Source organism: Sinorhizobium alkalisoli (assembly GCF_008932245.1).
Lineage (GTDB): Bacteria > Pseudomonadota > Alphaproteobacteria > Rhizobiales > Rhizobiaceae > Sinorhizobium > Sinorhizobium alkalisoli.
Genome location: NZ_CP034909.1, coordinates 1,577,981 through 1,591,787 on the forward strand (window position 1 = coordinate 1,577,981; position 13,807 = coordinate 1,591,787).

Consider the following 13,807-nt stretch of genomic DNA (forward strand, 5'->3'; position numbering starts at 1 on the left):
TCCTCCTTCCGACCGGCCTATGCCACGTCGGCGCCGGATCACTGATCCGGTTTCAAAATTCCCAGCGCGCTCTCATGGAGATGTTTTAAATGTGCCTCCGGGTCCACCGACCCGACGAGTGGCACTTCAACCGAGATAGCAGTGCCGTGTTCGGTTGCCGCCCACAGGTCCTTCAATGGCAATTCGCCTTCCCCGGGAGCGAGCCTGCCGCCTCTAGCCTCGGCGATCATTGCTTCCGATGTTTTGGGAGCAGGCCCGCGGACGTCGCAAAACTGCACGTGTTTTACCTTCCCCGCATTTGGCCGAAGCTCGTCGACCGAGGCGCCGTTTCGGAAGAAGTGAATCCCGTCAACAAGGATACCGGCGTTCTCTGCTCCGCAGGAATTCACGACCGCTACGCTGTCGCGAAAGGTTCTTACCGTCCGCCAACCCATGTTTTCGATGTCGACTGACATGCCATATCGCGCCGCGAGGGCGCAAAACTCCGAAAGGTTTGTGGCAAGACGACCGCCGTCGCGATCATCGCCGCAAACACTCAGCCGGCGCGCCCCTATGTTCGCAGCGGCTGCCACGGTCGCCTCATGGCAGGCCGCGACGAAGCTCTCGTCGATCACGAAGAACTCGATATCGAACACCTTGATGCCTTCGCCATCGGCAACGGCCTTGAATTCCTGGGCACTCCGGCTGCCCACCGGCAACTCGTAGAAAGGGGCTCCGGGAAAGGCGGGGTGGAGACGCAGCCCTATCGACGCAAAACCCGCCCGAGCGGCGATCACGGCGAACTCCTTGGGCGCCAGCGTGATGGATGAAAAATGCGCCGCGCCCAGTTCGGGGCCCGGTCCTGGCGTCGCGACGGTCATCACAAGATCCCCTTTGTCGCGAGGTGTTTGCGCAGATTGGTTCCCGTGCGGTGAATATGCTGACGCAACATGTCGCACGCATAGTCCAGATCACGCGCGACGGCTCCCTGAGCAATCTCACTGTGCTCCTGGCTGACGTTGCGGTCACCCGACGTGCGGGTCAGAAACGCCCGGCGATAACGGTCGTTGAGATTGAGAAGCAGTCTGCAGAAATGGAGCAGGATCGGCTTCCCGCAGCCCGATATGAGTGTCAGATGAAATTCGCGGTGGAGCTCCTCCCAGCGCTCCAGTGTCTCCGGACGAGCTGCGTCACGCTCGGTGCGATTCAGGCGATGCAGCGCGCGCATGACGTTGCCTTCCCACTCGACGTCGCCGACCCGCATGGACTCGCGAAGCGCAAAGATTTCGAACTCTTCGCGCAAGGTGGTTATCTCTTCCAGATTGGCCAGGGAAATCGGTGAAACGCGGTAGCCGCGATTGTCCTCGAACTCCACTAGACCGTCCGATATCAGCCGCGCCAACCCTTCACGCAGCGGACTGAGGCTCACGTTGAACGTCTTGCGCGCCTTGTCGAGATTGATCTTGCTGCCGGCCTGAAGCTCGCCAGAGATGATCGCCTCACGAAGACGGGAGGCAAGCTGGCTCCCAATTGTGTTTTTGCCGTCATCGAGAAAGCCAGAAGACGATGGAGCATCTTCTGTCGTCGGAGCAAATGCGCCGTCGTCATCCGGTACCATTGTTCCTCCCAGGGTTCCTCGAGCTAATTGTCGATGATCGATATAATAAACGATTATTCCTGTCAACTTGAGTGCGCTTAATCTGCAAAATTCGAGCGGCCAGCCGCATTTATCAAACAATGTTTCGAAAAATCAATGCACTGAATGCCGATATCTTGGTTCTTCCGACCAATTGTCGCTGCGAGGACGCATGGCAGCCTTGACATATAATCGATTATTTTGATAGTCGGGGAAACCGGGAGGTAGCCCACATGGTGATCAAAACTGAATGCGATCTGACGCCAGCCGTCCTTGCTGTGATGAATCGCACTGAAGACCCCCGCCTGCGGGAAATCCTCGTGGCGATGGTCAAGCATCTTCATGCCTTCGTGCGCGAGGTTCGACTGACGGAGGTCGAGTTTCGGGAGGCGACAGCCATTCTGAATGAGATCGGGAAGCTGCATACCGATCATCACAACGAGTTTGTACTGATGGCCGGTTCCCTTGGCGTGTCTTCACTTGTCTGCCTGCTGAACAATGGCGACAGCGGACAGACTGAGACCTCCCAGTCGCTGTTGGGCCCATTCTGGCGGCTCAACTCTCCGCGAGTCGAAAATGGCGGGTCGATCATCCGATCCGAGACGCCGGGCACTCCCTTGTTCGTGCATGCCAGCGTCGTCGACCGCGACGGTAAGCCAATTGCCGGCGCCGAAGTGGACGTGTGGCATGCATCTCCCGTCGGTCTTTATGAAAACCAGGACCCGGACCAGGCCGAGATGAACTTGCGCGGCAAATTCATGACCGACGAGCAAGGTCGGTTCTGGTTCAGGACCGTCAAGATGGTCGGGTATCCGATACCGGTCGATGGCGTGGTCGGACGCCTGCTCAAAGCTCAGGGACGCCATCCGTACCGACCAGCGCACCTGCACGCACTGATCTTCAAGCATGGATACAAGACGCTGATTTCCCAGGTCTTCGACCCCAGCGACCCGAACATCGACTCCGATGTTCAGTTCGGTGTCACGGCAGCGCTGACCGGCGACTTCATTCGTCATGAGGAGCCCCATCCGACCGAAGCGGATATTCCTGGTCCGTGGTTCTCGCTCGACTACACCTATGTCATGGAGCCCGGCGAAGCCGTTTTGCCGCGTCCCCCGATCAAGTAAATCACGATCAGCAGAGCAAACGATATGATCACCGAAGAAGAACGCCGGGCCGCGGCAGACGCGCTGCTCAAAGCTGAAATCGAGCGCAAGCCGATCATTCAGCCTAGCCAGACCTACCCGAACCTCGAACTCGAGGACGCCTACCGAATTCAGGCTTTGTGGGCGGAGGCGAGAGTGGCCAAGGGTGCACGGATCGTCGGGCATAAGATCGGCCTGACGTCACGCGCGATGCAGATGGCTTCGAAGATGACGGAGCCGGACTACGGCTGCATTCTCGACGATGCGCTTTACAACGACGGAGCGCAGATCAGGGCTGACCTGTTTATCAAGCCGCGCCTCGAGGTCGAGCTGGCCTTCGTCATGGGTGAGGATCTCGTCGGGCCCGGCACCAGGATCTATGACGTCATGCGTGCGACCGAGTTCGTTGTCCCGGCGCTCGAGATCATCGACTACCGGACCGAAGTCCCTCGAGCGATCACCGATACCATTGCGGACAACGCGGCTTTCGGCGCCCTCGTCGTTGGCGGCCGTATAATTCGGCCGATGGACATCGATATCCGTTGGGTCGGAGCGACTCTTTCCAAGAACGGCATCATCGAGGAGTCGGGCGTTTCGGCGGCGATCATGGGACATCCGGCAGCCGGCATTGCGTGGCTGGTCAACAAACTTCATGCTGTGGGCGGCGGCCTGAAGAAGGGACAAATAGTCCTGGCCGGCTCGTTCACGCGCCCTGTCGATATCGCGAAAGGTGACGTCATTCAGGCCGATTACGGCCCTGTCGGCTCGATCGGCGTGTCGTTCGTGTGAGGTGCTGGATGGAACATCCTGTCAATCGGTTCAAGCAGAAGCTTCTTGCCGGTCAAAGTCAGATCGGCCTGTGGTGTGGCCTGCCGGGAAGCTACGCCGCGGAAATCGTCGCGCCTTCCGGTTTCGATTGGCTCCTGTTCGACACGGAACATTCTCCGGGTGACGTTCTGACCGTCCTGCCACAATTGCAAGCGGTCGCACCATACGACGTTTCCCCAGTCGTCCGCCCGGCCATCAACGACCCCGTTCTCATCAAACGTTTCCTGGATATCGGCGTTCAGACGCTGCTCATTCCTTACGTTCAGAACGCGGAAGAGGCGAAAGCCGCAGTCGCGGCCGTGCGGTATCCTCCGGAGGGAATTCGTGGTGTTTCCGCCCTGACGCGCGCCACTCGTTTCGGCCGAGTTGTGAACTATGCGCAAAATGCGGAACGGGAAATTTGCCTTTTGCTGCAAGTTGAGACGCGGGAGGCGCTTGGCAACCTCGAGTCGATTGCCTCGGTAGAGGGAGTGGATGGGGTATTCGTAGGACCGGCAGACCTGGCAGCGAGTTTCGGACACAGGGGCCAACCGAGCCACCCGGAGGTGGTCGGTGCAATCGTCGACGCGATTGAACGCCTGAAAGCCTTGGGCAAGCCTGCGGGCATTCTTACCCCGGATGAGACGTTCGCGGCACGGTGCATCTCACTGGGAACACTTTTTACTGCCGTTGGTGTCGATGTCGCCGTTTTGGCAAGGGGATCGGAAGCACTCGCGGCACGATTTTTATCGCAAGAAGCGTGCCGCGATGCCGGAACGTGAAGAACTCCTCATTGAAATCGCACCGACGGGAGTCATCAGAGCGGCGGTCAACATGTCGAATGCCGCACTTGTCAAACTCGATCCGGTGACAGGCGTACTAAACGGGCAGAGCGCGCAGATCGCGACCGCACTTGCGGCAGAACTCGACTGCGGTTTGTCGCTGGTCCGATACGGATCGGCTGCCGACATTCTCGCGGCTGCCGAAGGCAGCGAGTGGGACGTTGCGTTCATTGCTTCCGATCCGTCACGTGCCGACAGGTTCTCCTTCTCGCCACCCTATACCACGGTGACCGCCAGCTTTCTGGTATCGGACCGGAGCCCTCTGGGCAGCGTCGAGCATGTTGACGTCGAAGGGGTGCGCATTGCCGCAGCCAGAACCGCTGCGTATACAAGGGAGCTTGAGCGACAGATTAGAAGTGCAATCCTCCTCCATACCGAAAGTCCCGCCTCCGCCCTGGACATGCTTGTATCCTCCGAGTGCGATGCGGCTGCGGGCCTGACCGAGTCCCTGTCACGTTTCTGCGAAGAGAATCCAGGTTTCCGAGTTGTTGAGGGGACATTCTCGAAAGTGCCTCAGGCGATCGCTGTGCATCGGAGGTGTGTCCACGCGTCAACCTTCCTGTCGGACTTCATCCAACAGCATTGCAGTGCGGGTAAGCCGAGCAATCCTTAATTTGCATGGGGCACTTCAATTGGGACAATTTCCTCATTCCGCGCCGCACCGGCGGATATCGCTGGCTGCGCTCAGGGTAGGCTTCGCCCCCTCCCGCAAGCAACCGCGAGAATGATCACGGCCCGAACACCGACCATCCCGTGCGCGCCGCCAGCATCTCGAGCGCCAGCGAGCCGAGCAGCGAGTTTCCGTTCTCGTTCAGTCCCGGCGACCAGACGGCGATCGAGGCCCTGCCCGGCGCAACCGCCATGATACCGCCGCCGACGCCGCTTTTGGCGGGCAGCCCGACGCGATAGGCGAAATCGCCGGAGCCGTCATAATGACCGCAGGTGAGCATCAGCGCGTTGATGCGCCGGGCCCGCTGCCGCGAGACCACGGAATGCCCGGTCAAGGGATTGCTGCCGCCGGCGGCGAGGAACAGTCCCGCCTTGGCGAGCTGGCTGCAGGTCATTGCCAGCGCGCAATGGTGGAAATAGACCCCGAGCACATGCTCGGCCGGATGGTCGAGCCGTCCGAAGGAGCGCATGAAATTGGCGAGCGCAAAATTGCGGAAGCCGGTTGCCGTTTCCGAACGCGCAACCTCGTGGTCGATCACGATTGTGTCGTCGTCGGCGAGATAGCGCACGAAGCGCACGATCTCACCGATCAGTTCCCTCGGCGTGTGGCCGGCAAGGATGAGATCGCTGATGGTGATCGCCCCGGCATTGATGAACGGATTGCGCGGTTTGCCGCCCTCGTGTTCGAGCTGGACGATCGAATTGAAGGCCGAGCCGGACGGCTCGCGCCCGACGCGGTTCCAGATGTTCTCGCCATGCTTTCCGAGTGCCAGCGTCAAGGTGAACACCTTGGAGACGCTTTGAATCGAGAACGGTACTTCCGCGTCGCCGACGCGGTGCAATTCGCCATCCGTCGTCACGATCGCCATACCGAAATGGCGCGGGTTTACCCGAGCGAGCTGGGGAATATAGTCGGCGACCTTGCCCTCGCCGAAGCGCGGCGCCAGCTCCCGATGGATGTCGTCGAGGATCAACTGGAGATCCTGTCGCGCTGTCTGCTCCGGCATGCGGCACTCCTCGGCGCTGGCGTGGGAGAGACCCTCCGGGAAACTTTTCTGCCCGCGTCCCGCCAACTTATGAGATCCGTTCCGATCTTCCCCTATAGAAAAACCGCCCGTTTCCGGGCGGTTCCAAAAATCCAGCCACGAAGGCCCGGATTAACGCGAATAGAATTCGACGACCAGGTGCGGCTCCATGACGACCGGGTACGGAACGTCGGAGAGAACCGGAACGCGGGCATAGGTCGCGACCATCTTGTTGTGATCGACTTCGATATAGTCCGGAACGTCACGCTCGGCGAGTTGCACGGATTCGAGAACCGAAACGAGCTGCTTGGACTTTTCCTTGACTTCGATGACGTCGCCCGGCTTGCAGCGGTAGGAACCGATGTTGACGCGAACGCCGTTGACCTTCACGTGACCGTGGTTGACGAACTGGCGCGCAGCAAAAACTGTCGGAACGAACTTGGCGCGGTAGACGATCGCGTCGAGACGCGACTCGAGCAGGCCGACCAGGTTTTCCGGAGTATCGCCCTTGCGGCGGGACGCTTCGTCGAAGATCGCGCGGAACTGCTTCTCACGAATGTCGCCGTAGTAGCCCTTCAGCTTCTGCTTGGCGCGCAGCTGCACACCGAAATCCGACAGCTTGGACTTGCGGCGCTGGCCGTGCTGGCCGGGGCCGTATTCGCGGCGGTTGACCGGGGACTTCGGACGGCCCCAGATGTTTTCGCCCATGCGGCGGTCAATTTTGTACTTGGACGATTCGCGCTTGCTCATCGCATTTCCTTTCAAAAGGTTACGCCGGTCTGTTGCCAAACCGGTCAAGGAAACACGCCCTCCTCTGAACTCGTTTTTGGAGTTCTGACAGGCTTCTCGCGATCACGCGAACGCTAAGAAGCCACGGGACATGTCAAATGAAACACCGGGCATCGCTGCCCGGCGTTGGGCGGGTCTTTACGCAGAGGACGCTGATTTGTCAACGGAATATGACGCAGGTGGCAGATTTTCCTTCGCCGTCTTGCGCCGAGGCTCACTCGGCCGCGGCGCGTCCGGCATTTCCTGCATCGGGCGCGTCGGCATCGCCCGGCGCGGTCTCCTTGCCGAGGTCGGGGAAAGCGACGATGCGCTTTCCAGAAAAATCCGCATGGGTGACGATCAGCCCCTGCTCCTCGAAGTAGCCGAGCAACCGTCTGGCGCGACGCGCGGAGTGCGTACCGTAAGCGCGGGCGATCATTGCATCCGAAGGGCACGGCAGACCCCGCACGGCGGCCTGGGCCATCATCAGGAACACTGCCTGCAGGTCCTCCGTCACTCTTTCGGCGAGTTGGACGGCAGAGCCCCATGTATCGGTCGCGGCGGTCTCCGGATCGACGCCGGAGCGCGCAACAGCCATCTTGCGACGGAAGGCGCTCAATGTGAGCGCAGCCCCCGGCACACGGCGTATGCGGCAGCGCACGAGAAAGTCCTGATAGAGTTCCGCATCGGGGCGGAAGGCGGCTTCCGGATTGGCAAGGATTTCGGCGAAGAGGCCATCGAGCAGCGCCCCCCGCTCCTCTGCCGACATCTCCGGCTGCGCCGGCTTGATTTCCAGCGGCGCTGCCGGTTCCGGTCGCGGGCGCGACAACTCGGCCAGAATGTCGCTTGCCGGGCGCGGCTGCGGGGCCGCACGGCGAATGACAGGCCGGGCCAATTCCTCCGGATCTGGCGTGAAGATCAGGTCTTCCACGTCCTGCGGCGCTTCCGGCAAGGGCATCAGCTTCGGGCTCGTCGAGCGGGCCGATGTTTCGACCGAACCGATCGTCACCTTCAGCGGACGGCGCGAAAGCGCCGGTCCGAGCGCCACGAAGGAACCGCGCTTCAGGTCACGGAACATCTCCGCGGTGCGCCGGTCCATGCCGAGGAGATCGGCGGCGCGCTGCATGTCGATATCGAGAAAGGTCCGTCCCATCAGGAAGTTGGACGCTTCGGCCGCGACGTTCTTCGCGAGCTTCGCCAGTCGCTGGGTGGCGATCACACCGGCAAGTCCGCGCTTGCGGCCGCGGCACATCAGGTTCGTCATGGCGCCGAGAGAAATCTTGCGCGCCTCTTCCGAGACATCCCCACCCACGGAAGGCGCGAACATCTGCGCTTCGTCGACGACGACCAGTACCGGATACCAATAGTCCCGGTCGGCATCGAACATCGCATTCAGGAACACGCCGGCGCTGCGCATTTGCTGCTCGATGTCCATTCCCTCGAGCGACAGTACGCAGGAGACGCGGTGCTGGCGGATGCGGGTGGCGATGCCGATCAGCTCCGCATCCGTGCGCTCGCCTTCGACGACCACGTGTCCGAACCTGTCGGCGAGCGTGACGAAATCGCCCTCCGGGTCGATGATGCATTGCTGCACCCAGGGTGCGGACTGTTCGAGCAGGCGGCGCAAAAGATGCGACTTGCCGGAGCCGGAGTTACCCTGCACGAGGAGACGCGTCGCCAGAAGCTCTTCGATATCGAGCGAGGCCGAAGTCCCTTCGGACGTCGTTCCCATGTCGATGCCGACTTTCATTCCCACCTCTTCGTCACAGATTGATTCGGGATCCCGCCCAGGTCCTTGAGATCCCGCCCGTGCCCTTGAATCGAGTTCGATTTAAGAGACGTGCAGTAGCACGGATCGCCTCACTGAGACGCTGCCTACTGCAACAACCCACAGGAATACTCAGCTGGGACAATTTCGCCTTTTGCCCGCAGGTGCGCCACGGCGGCGCACCAGGCCAACGGAGCCATCGCACTCGATGATCAGAACGGGCGGATGACCACGTCAGCAGCGACCGACAAAAGTGTTACTTATCGATCGCCGCGAGAAATGCTAATCCTCACAGCAGACGAAGGCTCCTGCAGATCGATAGGAGATGTCCTCCATGGGCGGAAATGCGCTTGCGGATACGACGGTTCATCTTCGCCGTTTGCAAGGAGGCGTATCGCCCCCTGTCGTTCCAGAGGCGTTTTCCGGCGACACACGGCTCGTTGGCCGCTGGCATAACAAGCCATTCGAATACGATTTGCCGGCCCTCGAAGATCATATTCTTTCCGCGACATATGCCGGCACCGGCACCGCCTCGGTAAAGATCGGCCGCCAAACGATTTCTGCTCCGGCAAGGTCCGGGATGATAACGCTCTGGCCGAGAGGGCATAAGGGGTTCTGGCGTGTGGATGGTGCCGTCGAGGTCTCGAACGCCTTCCTGGGGCGTAGCCGCCTTGTCGCCTGCTCGGATCAGGTGGGAAACGGTCGGGAACCCGACCTTCTCGGCCGCGTGCATTTCAGCGACCCCAAGCTGTTCACGATCATGACGTTGATCAATGACGAAGTCAGTTCGGGCGATGCGATATCGCACCTGTTCATTGAGCAACTCCTCGATCTTGTTTGCCTCCAGCTCCTCAGGGCGCACTCCGCAACTTCGGTGCCGATCTCGCCGGGGCCGCGGCGCGGTCTGTCGAGTTGGCAAGTCAAGCGCGTGACGACCTATATACGCGAACATCTCGCGGAGAATATCCGGCTTCAGGAACTAGCAGATCTGGTCAATTTGAGCCGCTTCCATTTCTGCACGGCCTTCCGCGCGGCCACCGGACATACGCCTTATGTGTGGCTGACCCGCCAGCGGATCGCCTATGCCAAGACGCTGCTCAAGGACCGAACGCTGCGCATTATCGATATCGCTCTTATCGTCGGATACGAAACACAATCGTCTTTCTCCGCGAGCTTTCGCAAGGTGGTGGGCCTCACACCGAGCGAGTTCCGCCGGCGGCTCTGAAGATCGGGCCCTGGTTCGGCACGGCTCTCTGTCGAGCCGCGCCTGTCGATCGTCGCAACATCCAAACAACTTCAAAAGATCGCGACAGTGACGTGGCGGTATGGATTCTATTCTCTGCCCCGATCACCTAGCTGAAGAGGATGTTCCTTCATGGCCGAGAATCCGTCAGAACTGCATCCGCCCGGTCCTGTCATCTCGCGCCGGGAAGCGCTTCAGGCTACAGCCGCGGCAGCGGCACTGGCCGCCTTGCCGTCAGCATCTGTGGCTGCGACGAATGCCGCTGCCGCAAACACCGTGACGTTGACGATGACCGTGAACGGGCGTGCCCACACGCTGACCATCGACCCGCGCCAGTCGGTGCTGGACGTCCTGCGCGAGACCCTCAATCTGACCGGCACGAAGAAGGGTTGCAACCAAGGTGCCTGCGGCGCGTGCACCGTTCTTGTGAACGGCAAACGTATCGTCTCCTGCCTCACCTTGGCATCCATGCACGACGGCGCCCGGATCGAAACGATCGAGGGGCTCGAGAAGGACGGCGCGCTTCATCCCCTCCAGGAAGCGTTCGTGGAGCACGACGGATTGCAGTGCGGATTCTGCACGCCTGGCCAGATCATGTCTGGTCTCGGCTGTATTGCCGAAGGCCATGCGGGCTCGCCGGAGGAAATCCAGTTCTGGATGAGCGGCAATATCTGTCGCTGCGGCGCCTATCCAGGCATCGTCGCAGCCGTCGCCGACGCGGCCAGGAGGAGCTGAGCCATGTTCCCCTTCACTTTGGAGAAGCCTCGTAGCACCGAAGACGCGATTGCGGCGGCCGCTTCCGGCGCGCGCTTCATTGCCGGCGGCACGACACTCATCGACCTGATGCGCGAGGAGGTCGAGCGTCCGGATCGGCTCATCGACATCAACAGCCTTCCGTTCGGCGGCATCCGCGTAGAGGGTGCAGATCTGGTCATCGGCGCACTGGCGTGCATGGCCGAGGTCGCCGCAGATCCGAACGTCCAACGCCTGCAGCCGCTGATCGCGGAAAGCCTGATCGAGGGCGCGTCGCCGCAACTGCGGAACATGGCGTCGATGGGCGGCAACCTGCTGCAGCGGGTGCGCTGTCCCTATTTTCGAATGCTGGATGCCGGCTGCAACAAGCGCACACCGGGCTCCGGATGCGCCGCGATCGACGGATTGAATTCCGGTCATGCGATCCTCGGCACGAGCGATCACTGCGTCGCCACCCACCCTTCCGACGTCGCCGTCGCCCTGGTAGCACTGGACGCCACGTTGCGGGTCAAGGGGCCGCAAGGCGAGCGCAGCTTCACGGTCGAGGAACTCTTCCGGTTGCCGGGTGACACGCCGCATCTCGAAAACACATTGCTCCCGGGCGAGCTCATCGTCGAAATCCGTGTGCCGGGCGGACCACACAGCCGCCGGGCGCGGTATCTGAAGGTCCGCGACCGCGCCTCCTATGAATTCGCGCTGGTTTCGGCAGCCGCTGCGCTTTCGATCGAGGCTGGAGTGATCCGCGAAGTCCGTCTCGCCGTCGGCGGGGTCGGCACACGGCCGTGGCGGCTGCGGGATTGTGAAGCCGCACTGGTCGGAAAGAGACCGGAACGTGGGGCCTTCGAGGAAGCTGCGCAAATCGCCAGGCAGGGCGCGCGGCCGTTGCGTCACAACCAGTTCAAAGTCGAACTCTTGCCGCGGACGATCGTCCGGGCGCTGGAACTGGCGGGAGAAGTAGCATGAATGTGAGCTTCATCGGAAAGCCTCTGACCCGCGTCGATGGTGGCGCAAAAGTCACCGGCGCGGCACGCTACGCCGCCGATTTCAACCAACCGGGCCAGCTCTACGCCGTGATCGTCAGCGCCACTGTGGGTCTCGGCCGAGTGACGGAGATCGCCAGCACCGAGGTCGAGCGCATGCCGGGCGTTGTTGCCTTGATAACGTACCGCAATGCGCAGAAGCTGCCCTATCTGCCGCATAAAGGGGTCATAGACCCGGCCGTGGGTGAGCGCCTTCATGTCTTGCAGGACGACCAGGTGCACTTTTACGGTCAACCCGTTGCCATCGTTGTTGCGGACAACCTCGATCACGCCGAGCGCGCTGCGGCCGCACTGCGTATCACATACGTGGCTAAGCGGCCGCTCGTCGACCATGCAGACCGGATCATAGAGAGGATAGCTCCGAAGTCGTCCGACGGATCACGCGGCGACGCCGATGTCGCGGTGACGCAGGCGCCGGTCATGATCGACGAGACCTATGAGATTGCCCGAGAAAACCACAATCCCATGGAGCCGCACGCGACGATCGCTGCCTGGAGCGGCGATCGACTGACGCTTTGGAGCAAGAGCCAGTACCTGGTCAATGAGCAAGCCGAGATCGCCGCGGTGTTTGGTCTGCCCGTCGAGAATGTGGAGGTCATCTGCCCATTCATTGGTGGAGCCTTTGGAACAAGTCTGAGGACCTGGCCGCATGTCACCTTGGCGGCACTTGCCGCGCGCCAAACAGGGCGAACCGTCAAGCTTGTGCTGACCCGCAAGCAGATGTTCTTCACGACCGGCCACCGGCCGCGCACGCTTCAACGGATTGCGCTTGGCGCGACGCCGAATGGCAAGCTTACCGGAGTTATACACGAAGGCACGGGCGAAACGAGCCGCTACGAGCAGTTCACGGAGGCACTGACCGCCGCCACCGCCTACCTGTATTCCTGCCCCAATGTGCGCACCCAGTACCGCCTGGCGCAACTCGACACCAGCACGCCCAATCACATGCGTGGTCCAGGTGAGGCAAGCGGCATCTTTGCGCTCGAAAGTGCGATGGACGAGCTCTCCTATAAGCTCGGGATCGATCCGATCGAGTTGAGGCGGCGAAATGAACCTCGACGCGACGAAGCCGAAAACAAGCCGTTCTCCAGTCGCTCACTGATGCAATGTTATGAGTTCGGGTCTGAACGCTTCGGCTGGGCTCGGAGAACACCCGAACCGCGTTCCATGCGCGACGGGCGTCTTCTGATCGGCCTGGGAGCCGCAACCGCCACCTATCCGGCCTACCATGCACCTGCAAGCGCCAGAGTACGGCTGCTCGCGGACGGTCTGGCCGAAGTCGAGGCAGCGGCTAGCGACATGGGACCAGGAACCTATACGTCCATGACCCAGGTCGCCGCGGAATTCCTCGGATTGCCACCGGAGCAGGTTCGCTTCAGCCTCGGCCAGTCTGCCTACCCACAGACGCCGTCGCATGGCGGATCATGGACCATGGCGTCGGTGGGATCGGCAATTCGAGCGGCCTGCGTAGAGGCGCAGGCGCAGGCAGCAAGCCGGGCCGTCGCGGATAGCGGCTCACCGGTCTTTGAAGGGTCGGTGGACGATCTCGAGTGGAGCGAAGGACGCCTGCGGCGCCGTGGAGATGCCTCGCCCGGCATGTCCTACCGGGACATCATCGCCAGGACCGGCACGCCGGTGGAGGCGGAGGGATCTGCACAGCGCGATCCCGAAGTGGCGGAACGCTATTCGATGCATTCCTTCGGCGCGGTGTTCGCCGAAGTCGCCATTGACCCCGATGTCGGAACCATCCGCGTGCGCCGTATCGTCGGGGCATATGGCATCGGGCGCGTCGTCAATCCGCTGCTTGCCAGAAGCCAATGCACGGGTGGGATGATCGGCGGCATCGGCATGGCCTTGATGGAGCGCACTGTTCTCGATCCGCGTGATGGCCGACCGGTCAACGCCCATATGGCCGACTACCTCATGCCCGTGAATCTCGATATTCCTAAGCTGGAAGCGCTCTTCGTCGATGAAGTCGATCCGCATGTAAACCCGCTTGGTGTAAAAGGGCTCGGCGAGATCGCTCTGGTGGGTACCGCACCGGCGATAGCCAATGCAGTATTCCACGCGACGGGCAAGCGTGTGCGCTCCCTGCCGATCCACATCGAGGATGTCCTGACCGCATAACCATG

At 61.4% G+C, this 13,807-nt stretch carries 13 protein-coding genes; 8 read left to right on the plus strand and 5 right to left on the minus strand.

Annotation, left to right across the window (positions count from 1 at the left end):
* Positions 1 to 38 precede the first annotated feature (38 nt).
* Together EKH55_RS07800 and EKH55_RS07805 are read right to left on the minus strand one after the other, a co-directional pair.
* Entirely contained in the window at positions 39 to 860 is an 822-nt protein-coding gene (locus EKH55_RS07800) for a sugar phosphate isomerase/epimerase family protein (RefSeq protein ID WP_069458521.1), read from the minus strand.
* Positions 860 to 1,597, minus strand: coding sequence for a GntR family transcriptional regulator (locus tag EKH55_RS07805; protein ID WP_069458520.1), 738 nt, complete (start codon positions 1,595 to 1,597; stop codon positions 860 to 862). The genes EKH55_RS07800 and EKH55_RS07805 overlap by 1 nt, the downstream gene beginning before the upstream one ends.
* Before the next feature lie 251 nt (positions 1,598 to 1,848).
* Here EKH55_RS07805 and EKH55_RS07810 point away from each other — a divergent pair, with 251 nt between their 5' ends.
* From EKH55_RS07810 to EKH55_RS07825, 4 genes are read left to right on the plus strand one after another with little or no spacing between them, the layout of a single operon-like run.
* A complete protein-coding gene (locus EKH55_RS07810; protein ID WP_151611285.1) occupies positions 1,849 to 2,742 on the plus strand; it encodes an intradiol ring-cleavage dioxygenase in 894 nt (297 codons plus the stop codon).
* 24 nt (positions 2,743 to 2,766) lie between these two features.
* The gene (locus EKH55_RS07815; RefSeq protein ID WP_069458518.1) at positions 2,767 to 3,549 is read left to right on the plus strand and encodes a fumarylacetoacetate hydrolase family protein; all 783 of its coding nucleotides are present in this window, start codon (positions 2,767 to 2,769) and stop codon (positions 3,547 to 3,549) included.
* Positions 3,550 to 3,557: 8 nt separating this feature from the next.
* On the plus strand, positions 3,558 to 4,349 hold the full coding sequence (gene hpaI, locus EKH55_RS07820) for a 4-hydroxy-2-oxoheptanedioate aldolase (protein WP_069458517.1): 792 nt from the start codon (positions 3,558 to 3,560) through the stop codon (positions 4,347 to 4,349).
* Complete coding sequence (locus EKH55_RS07825) at positions 4,336 to 5,022, plus strand: transporter substrate-binding domain-containing protein (RefSeq protein ID WP_151611286.1); 687 nt, start codon at positions 4,336 to 4,338, stop codon at positions 5,020 to 5,022. Before hpaI ends, EKH55_RS07825 begins: the two co-directional genes overlap by 14 nt.
* Positions 5,023 to 5,137: 115 nt before the next feature.
* On the opposite strand, the gene EKH55_RS07830 is transcribed toward EKH55_RS07825, so the two are convergent.
* The 3 genes from EKH55_RS07830 to EKH55_RS07840 all read right to left on the minus strand — a co-directional run bounded on the left by EKH55_RS07830 (position 5,138) and on the right by EKH55_RS07840 (position 8,621).
* Positions 5,138 to 6,085 carry a glutaminase gene (locus EKH55_RS07830; protein WP_069458515.1) on the minus strand — a complete coding sequence of 316 codons (948 nt, stop codon included), beginning with the start codon at positions 6,083 to 6,085 and terminating at the stop codon, positions 5,138 to 5,140.
* A gap of 150 nt (positions 6,086 to 6,235) precedes the next feature.
* Positions 6,236 to 6,853 carry a 30S ribosomal protein S4 gene (gene rpsD, locus EKH55_RS07835; RefSeq protein ID WP_069458514.1) on the minus strand — a complete coding sequence of 206 codons (618 nt, stop codon included), beginning with the start codon at positions 6,851 to 6,853 and terminating at the stop codon, positions 6,236 to 6,238.
* A 253-nt stretch (positions 6,854 to 7,106) separates the two neighbouring features.
* Positions 7,107 to 8,621 (minus strand): helicase HerA domain-containing protein, encoded by a 1,515-nt coding sequence (locus tag EKH55_RS07840; RefSeq protein WP_151611287.1) that lies wholly within the window; start codon positions 8,619 to 8,621, stop codon positions 7,107 to 7,109.
* A 352-nt stretch (positions 8,622 to 8,973) separates the two neighbouring features.
* Here EKH55_RS07840 and EKH55_RS07845 point away from each other — a divergent pair, with 352 nt between their 5' ends.
* From EKH55_RS07845 to EKH55_RS07860, 4 genes are all read left to right on the plus strand, one after another.
* The gene (locus EKH55_RS07845) at positions 8,974 to 9,864 is read left to right on the plus strand and encodes a helix-turn-helix domain-containing protein (RefSeq protein ID WP_151611288.1); all 891 of its coding nucleotides are present in this window, start codon (positions 8,974 to 8,976) and stop codon (positions 9,862 to 9,864) included.
* 150 nt (positions 9,865 to 10,014) lie between these two features.
* The gene (locus EKH55_RS07850) at positions 10,015 to 10,617 is read left to right on the plus strand and encodes a (2Fe-2S)-binding protein (protein ID WP_069458511.1); all 603 of its coding nucleotides are present in this window, start codon (positions 10,015 to 10,017) and stop codon (positions 10,615 to 10,617) included.
* A 3-nt stretch (positions 10,618 to 10,620) separates the two neighbouring features.
* A complete protein-coding gene (locus EKH55_RS07855) occupies positions 10,621 to 11,598 on the plus strand; it encodes an FAD binding domain-containing protein (RefSeq protein ID WP_069458510.1) in 978 nt (325 codons plus the stop codon).
* The gene (locus EKH55_RS07860) at positions 11,595 to 13,802 is read left to right on the plus strand and encodes a xanthine dehydrogenase family protein molybdopterin-binding subunit (RefSeq protein WP_151611289.1); all 2,208 of its coding nucleotides are present in this window, start codon (positions 11,595 to 11,597) and stop codon (positions 13,800 to 13,802) included. Before EKH55_RS07855 ends, EKH55_RS07860 begins: the two co-directional genes overlap by 4 nt.
* The last annotated feature ends 5 nt before the right edge of the window (positions 13,803 to 13,807 follow it).

Bases quoted from the DNA above. Each gene is read 5' to 3' on its own strand.
- EKH55_RS07800 (WP_069458521.1), bottom strand. From the start codon at position 860: ATGACCGTCGCGACGCCAGGACCGGGCCCCGAACTGGGCGCGGCGCAT.
- EKH55_RS07805 (WP_069458520.1), bottom strand. From the start codon at position 1,597: ATGGTACCGGATGACGACGGCGCATTTGCTCCGACGACAGAAGATGCT.
- EKH55_RS07810 (WP_151611285.1), top strand. From the start codon at position 1,849: ATGGTGATCAAAACTGAATGCGATCTGACGCCAGCCGTCCTTGCTGTG.
- EKH55_RS07815 (WP_069458518.1), top strand. From the start codon at position 2,767: ATGATCACCGAAGAAGAACGCCGGGCCGCGGCAGACGCGCTGCTCAAA.
- hpaI (WP_069458517.1), top strand. From the start codon at position 3,558: ATGGAACATCCTGTCAATCGGTTCAAGCAGAAGCTTCTTGCCGGTCAA.
- EKH55_RS07825 (WP_151611286.1), top strand. From the start codon at position 4,336: ATGCCGGAACGTGAAGAACTCCTCATTGAAATCGCACCGACGGGAGTC.
- EKH55_RS07830 (WP_069458515.1), bottom strand. From the start codon at position 6,085: ATGCCGGAGCAGACAGCGCGACAGGATCTCCAGTTGATCCTCGACGAC.
- rpsD (WP_069458514.1), bottom strand. From the start codon at position 6,853: ATGAGCAAGCGCGAATCGTCCAAGTACAAAATTGACCGCCGCATGGGC.
- EKH55_RS07840 (WP_151611287.1), bottom strand. From the start codon at position 8,621: ATGAAAGTCGGCATCGACATGGGAACGACGTCCGAAGGGACTTCGGCC.
- EKH55_RS07845 (WP_151611288.1), top strand. From the start codon at position 8,974: ATGGGCGGAAATGCGCTTGCGGATACGACGGTTCATCTTCGCCGTTTG.
- EKH55_RS07850 (WP_069458511.1), top strand. From the start codon at position 10,015: ATGGCCGAGAATCCGTCAGAACTGCATCCGCCCGGTCCTGTCATCTCG.
- EKH55_RS07855 (WP_069458510.1), top strand. From the start codon at position 10,621: ATGTTCCCCTTCACTTTGGAGAAGCCTCGTAGCACCGAAGACGCGATT.
- EKH55_RS07860 (WP_151611289.1), top strand. From the start codon at position 11,595: ATGAATGTGAGCTTCATCGGAAAGCCTCTGACCCGCGTCGATGGTGGC.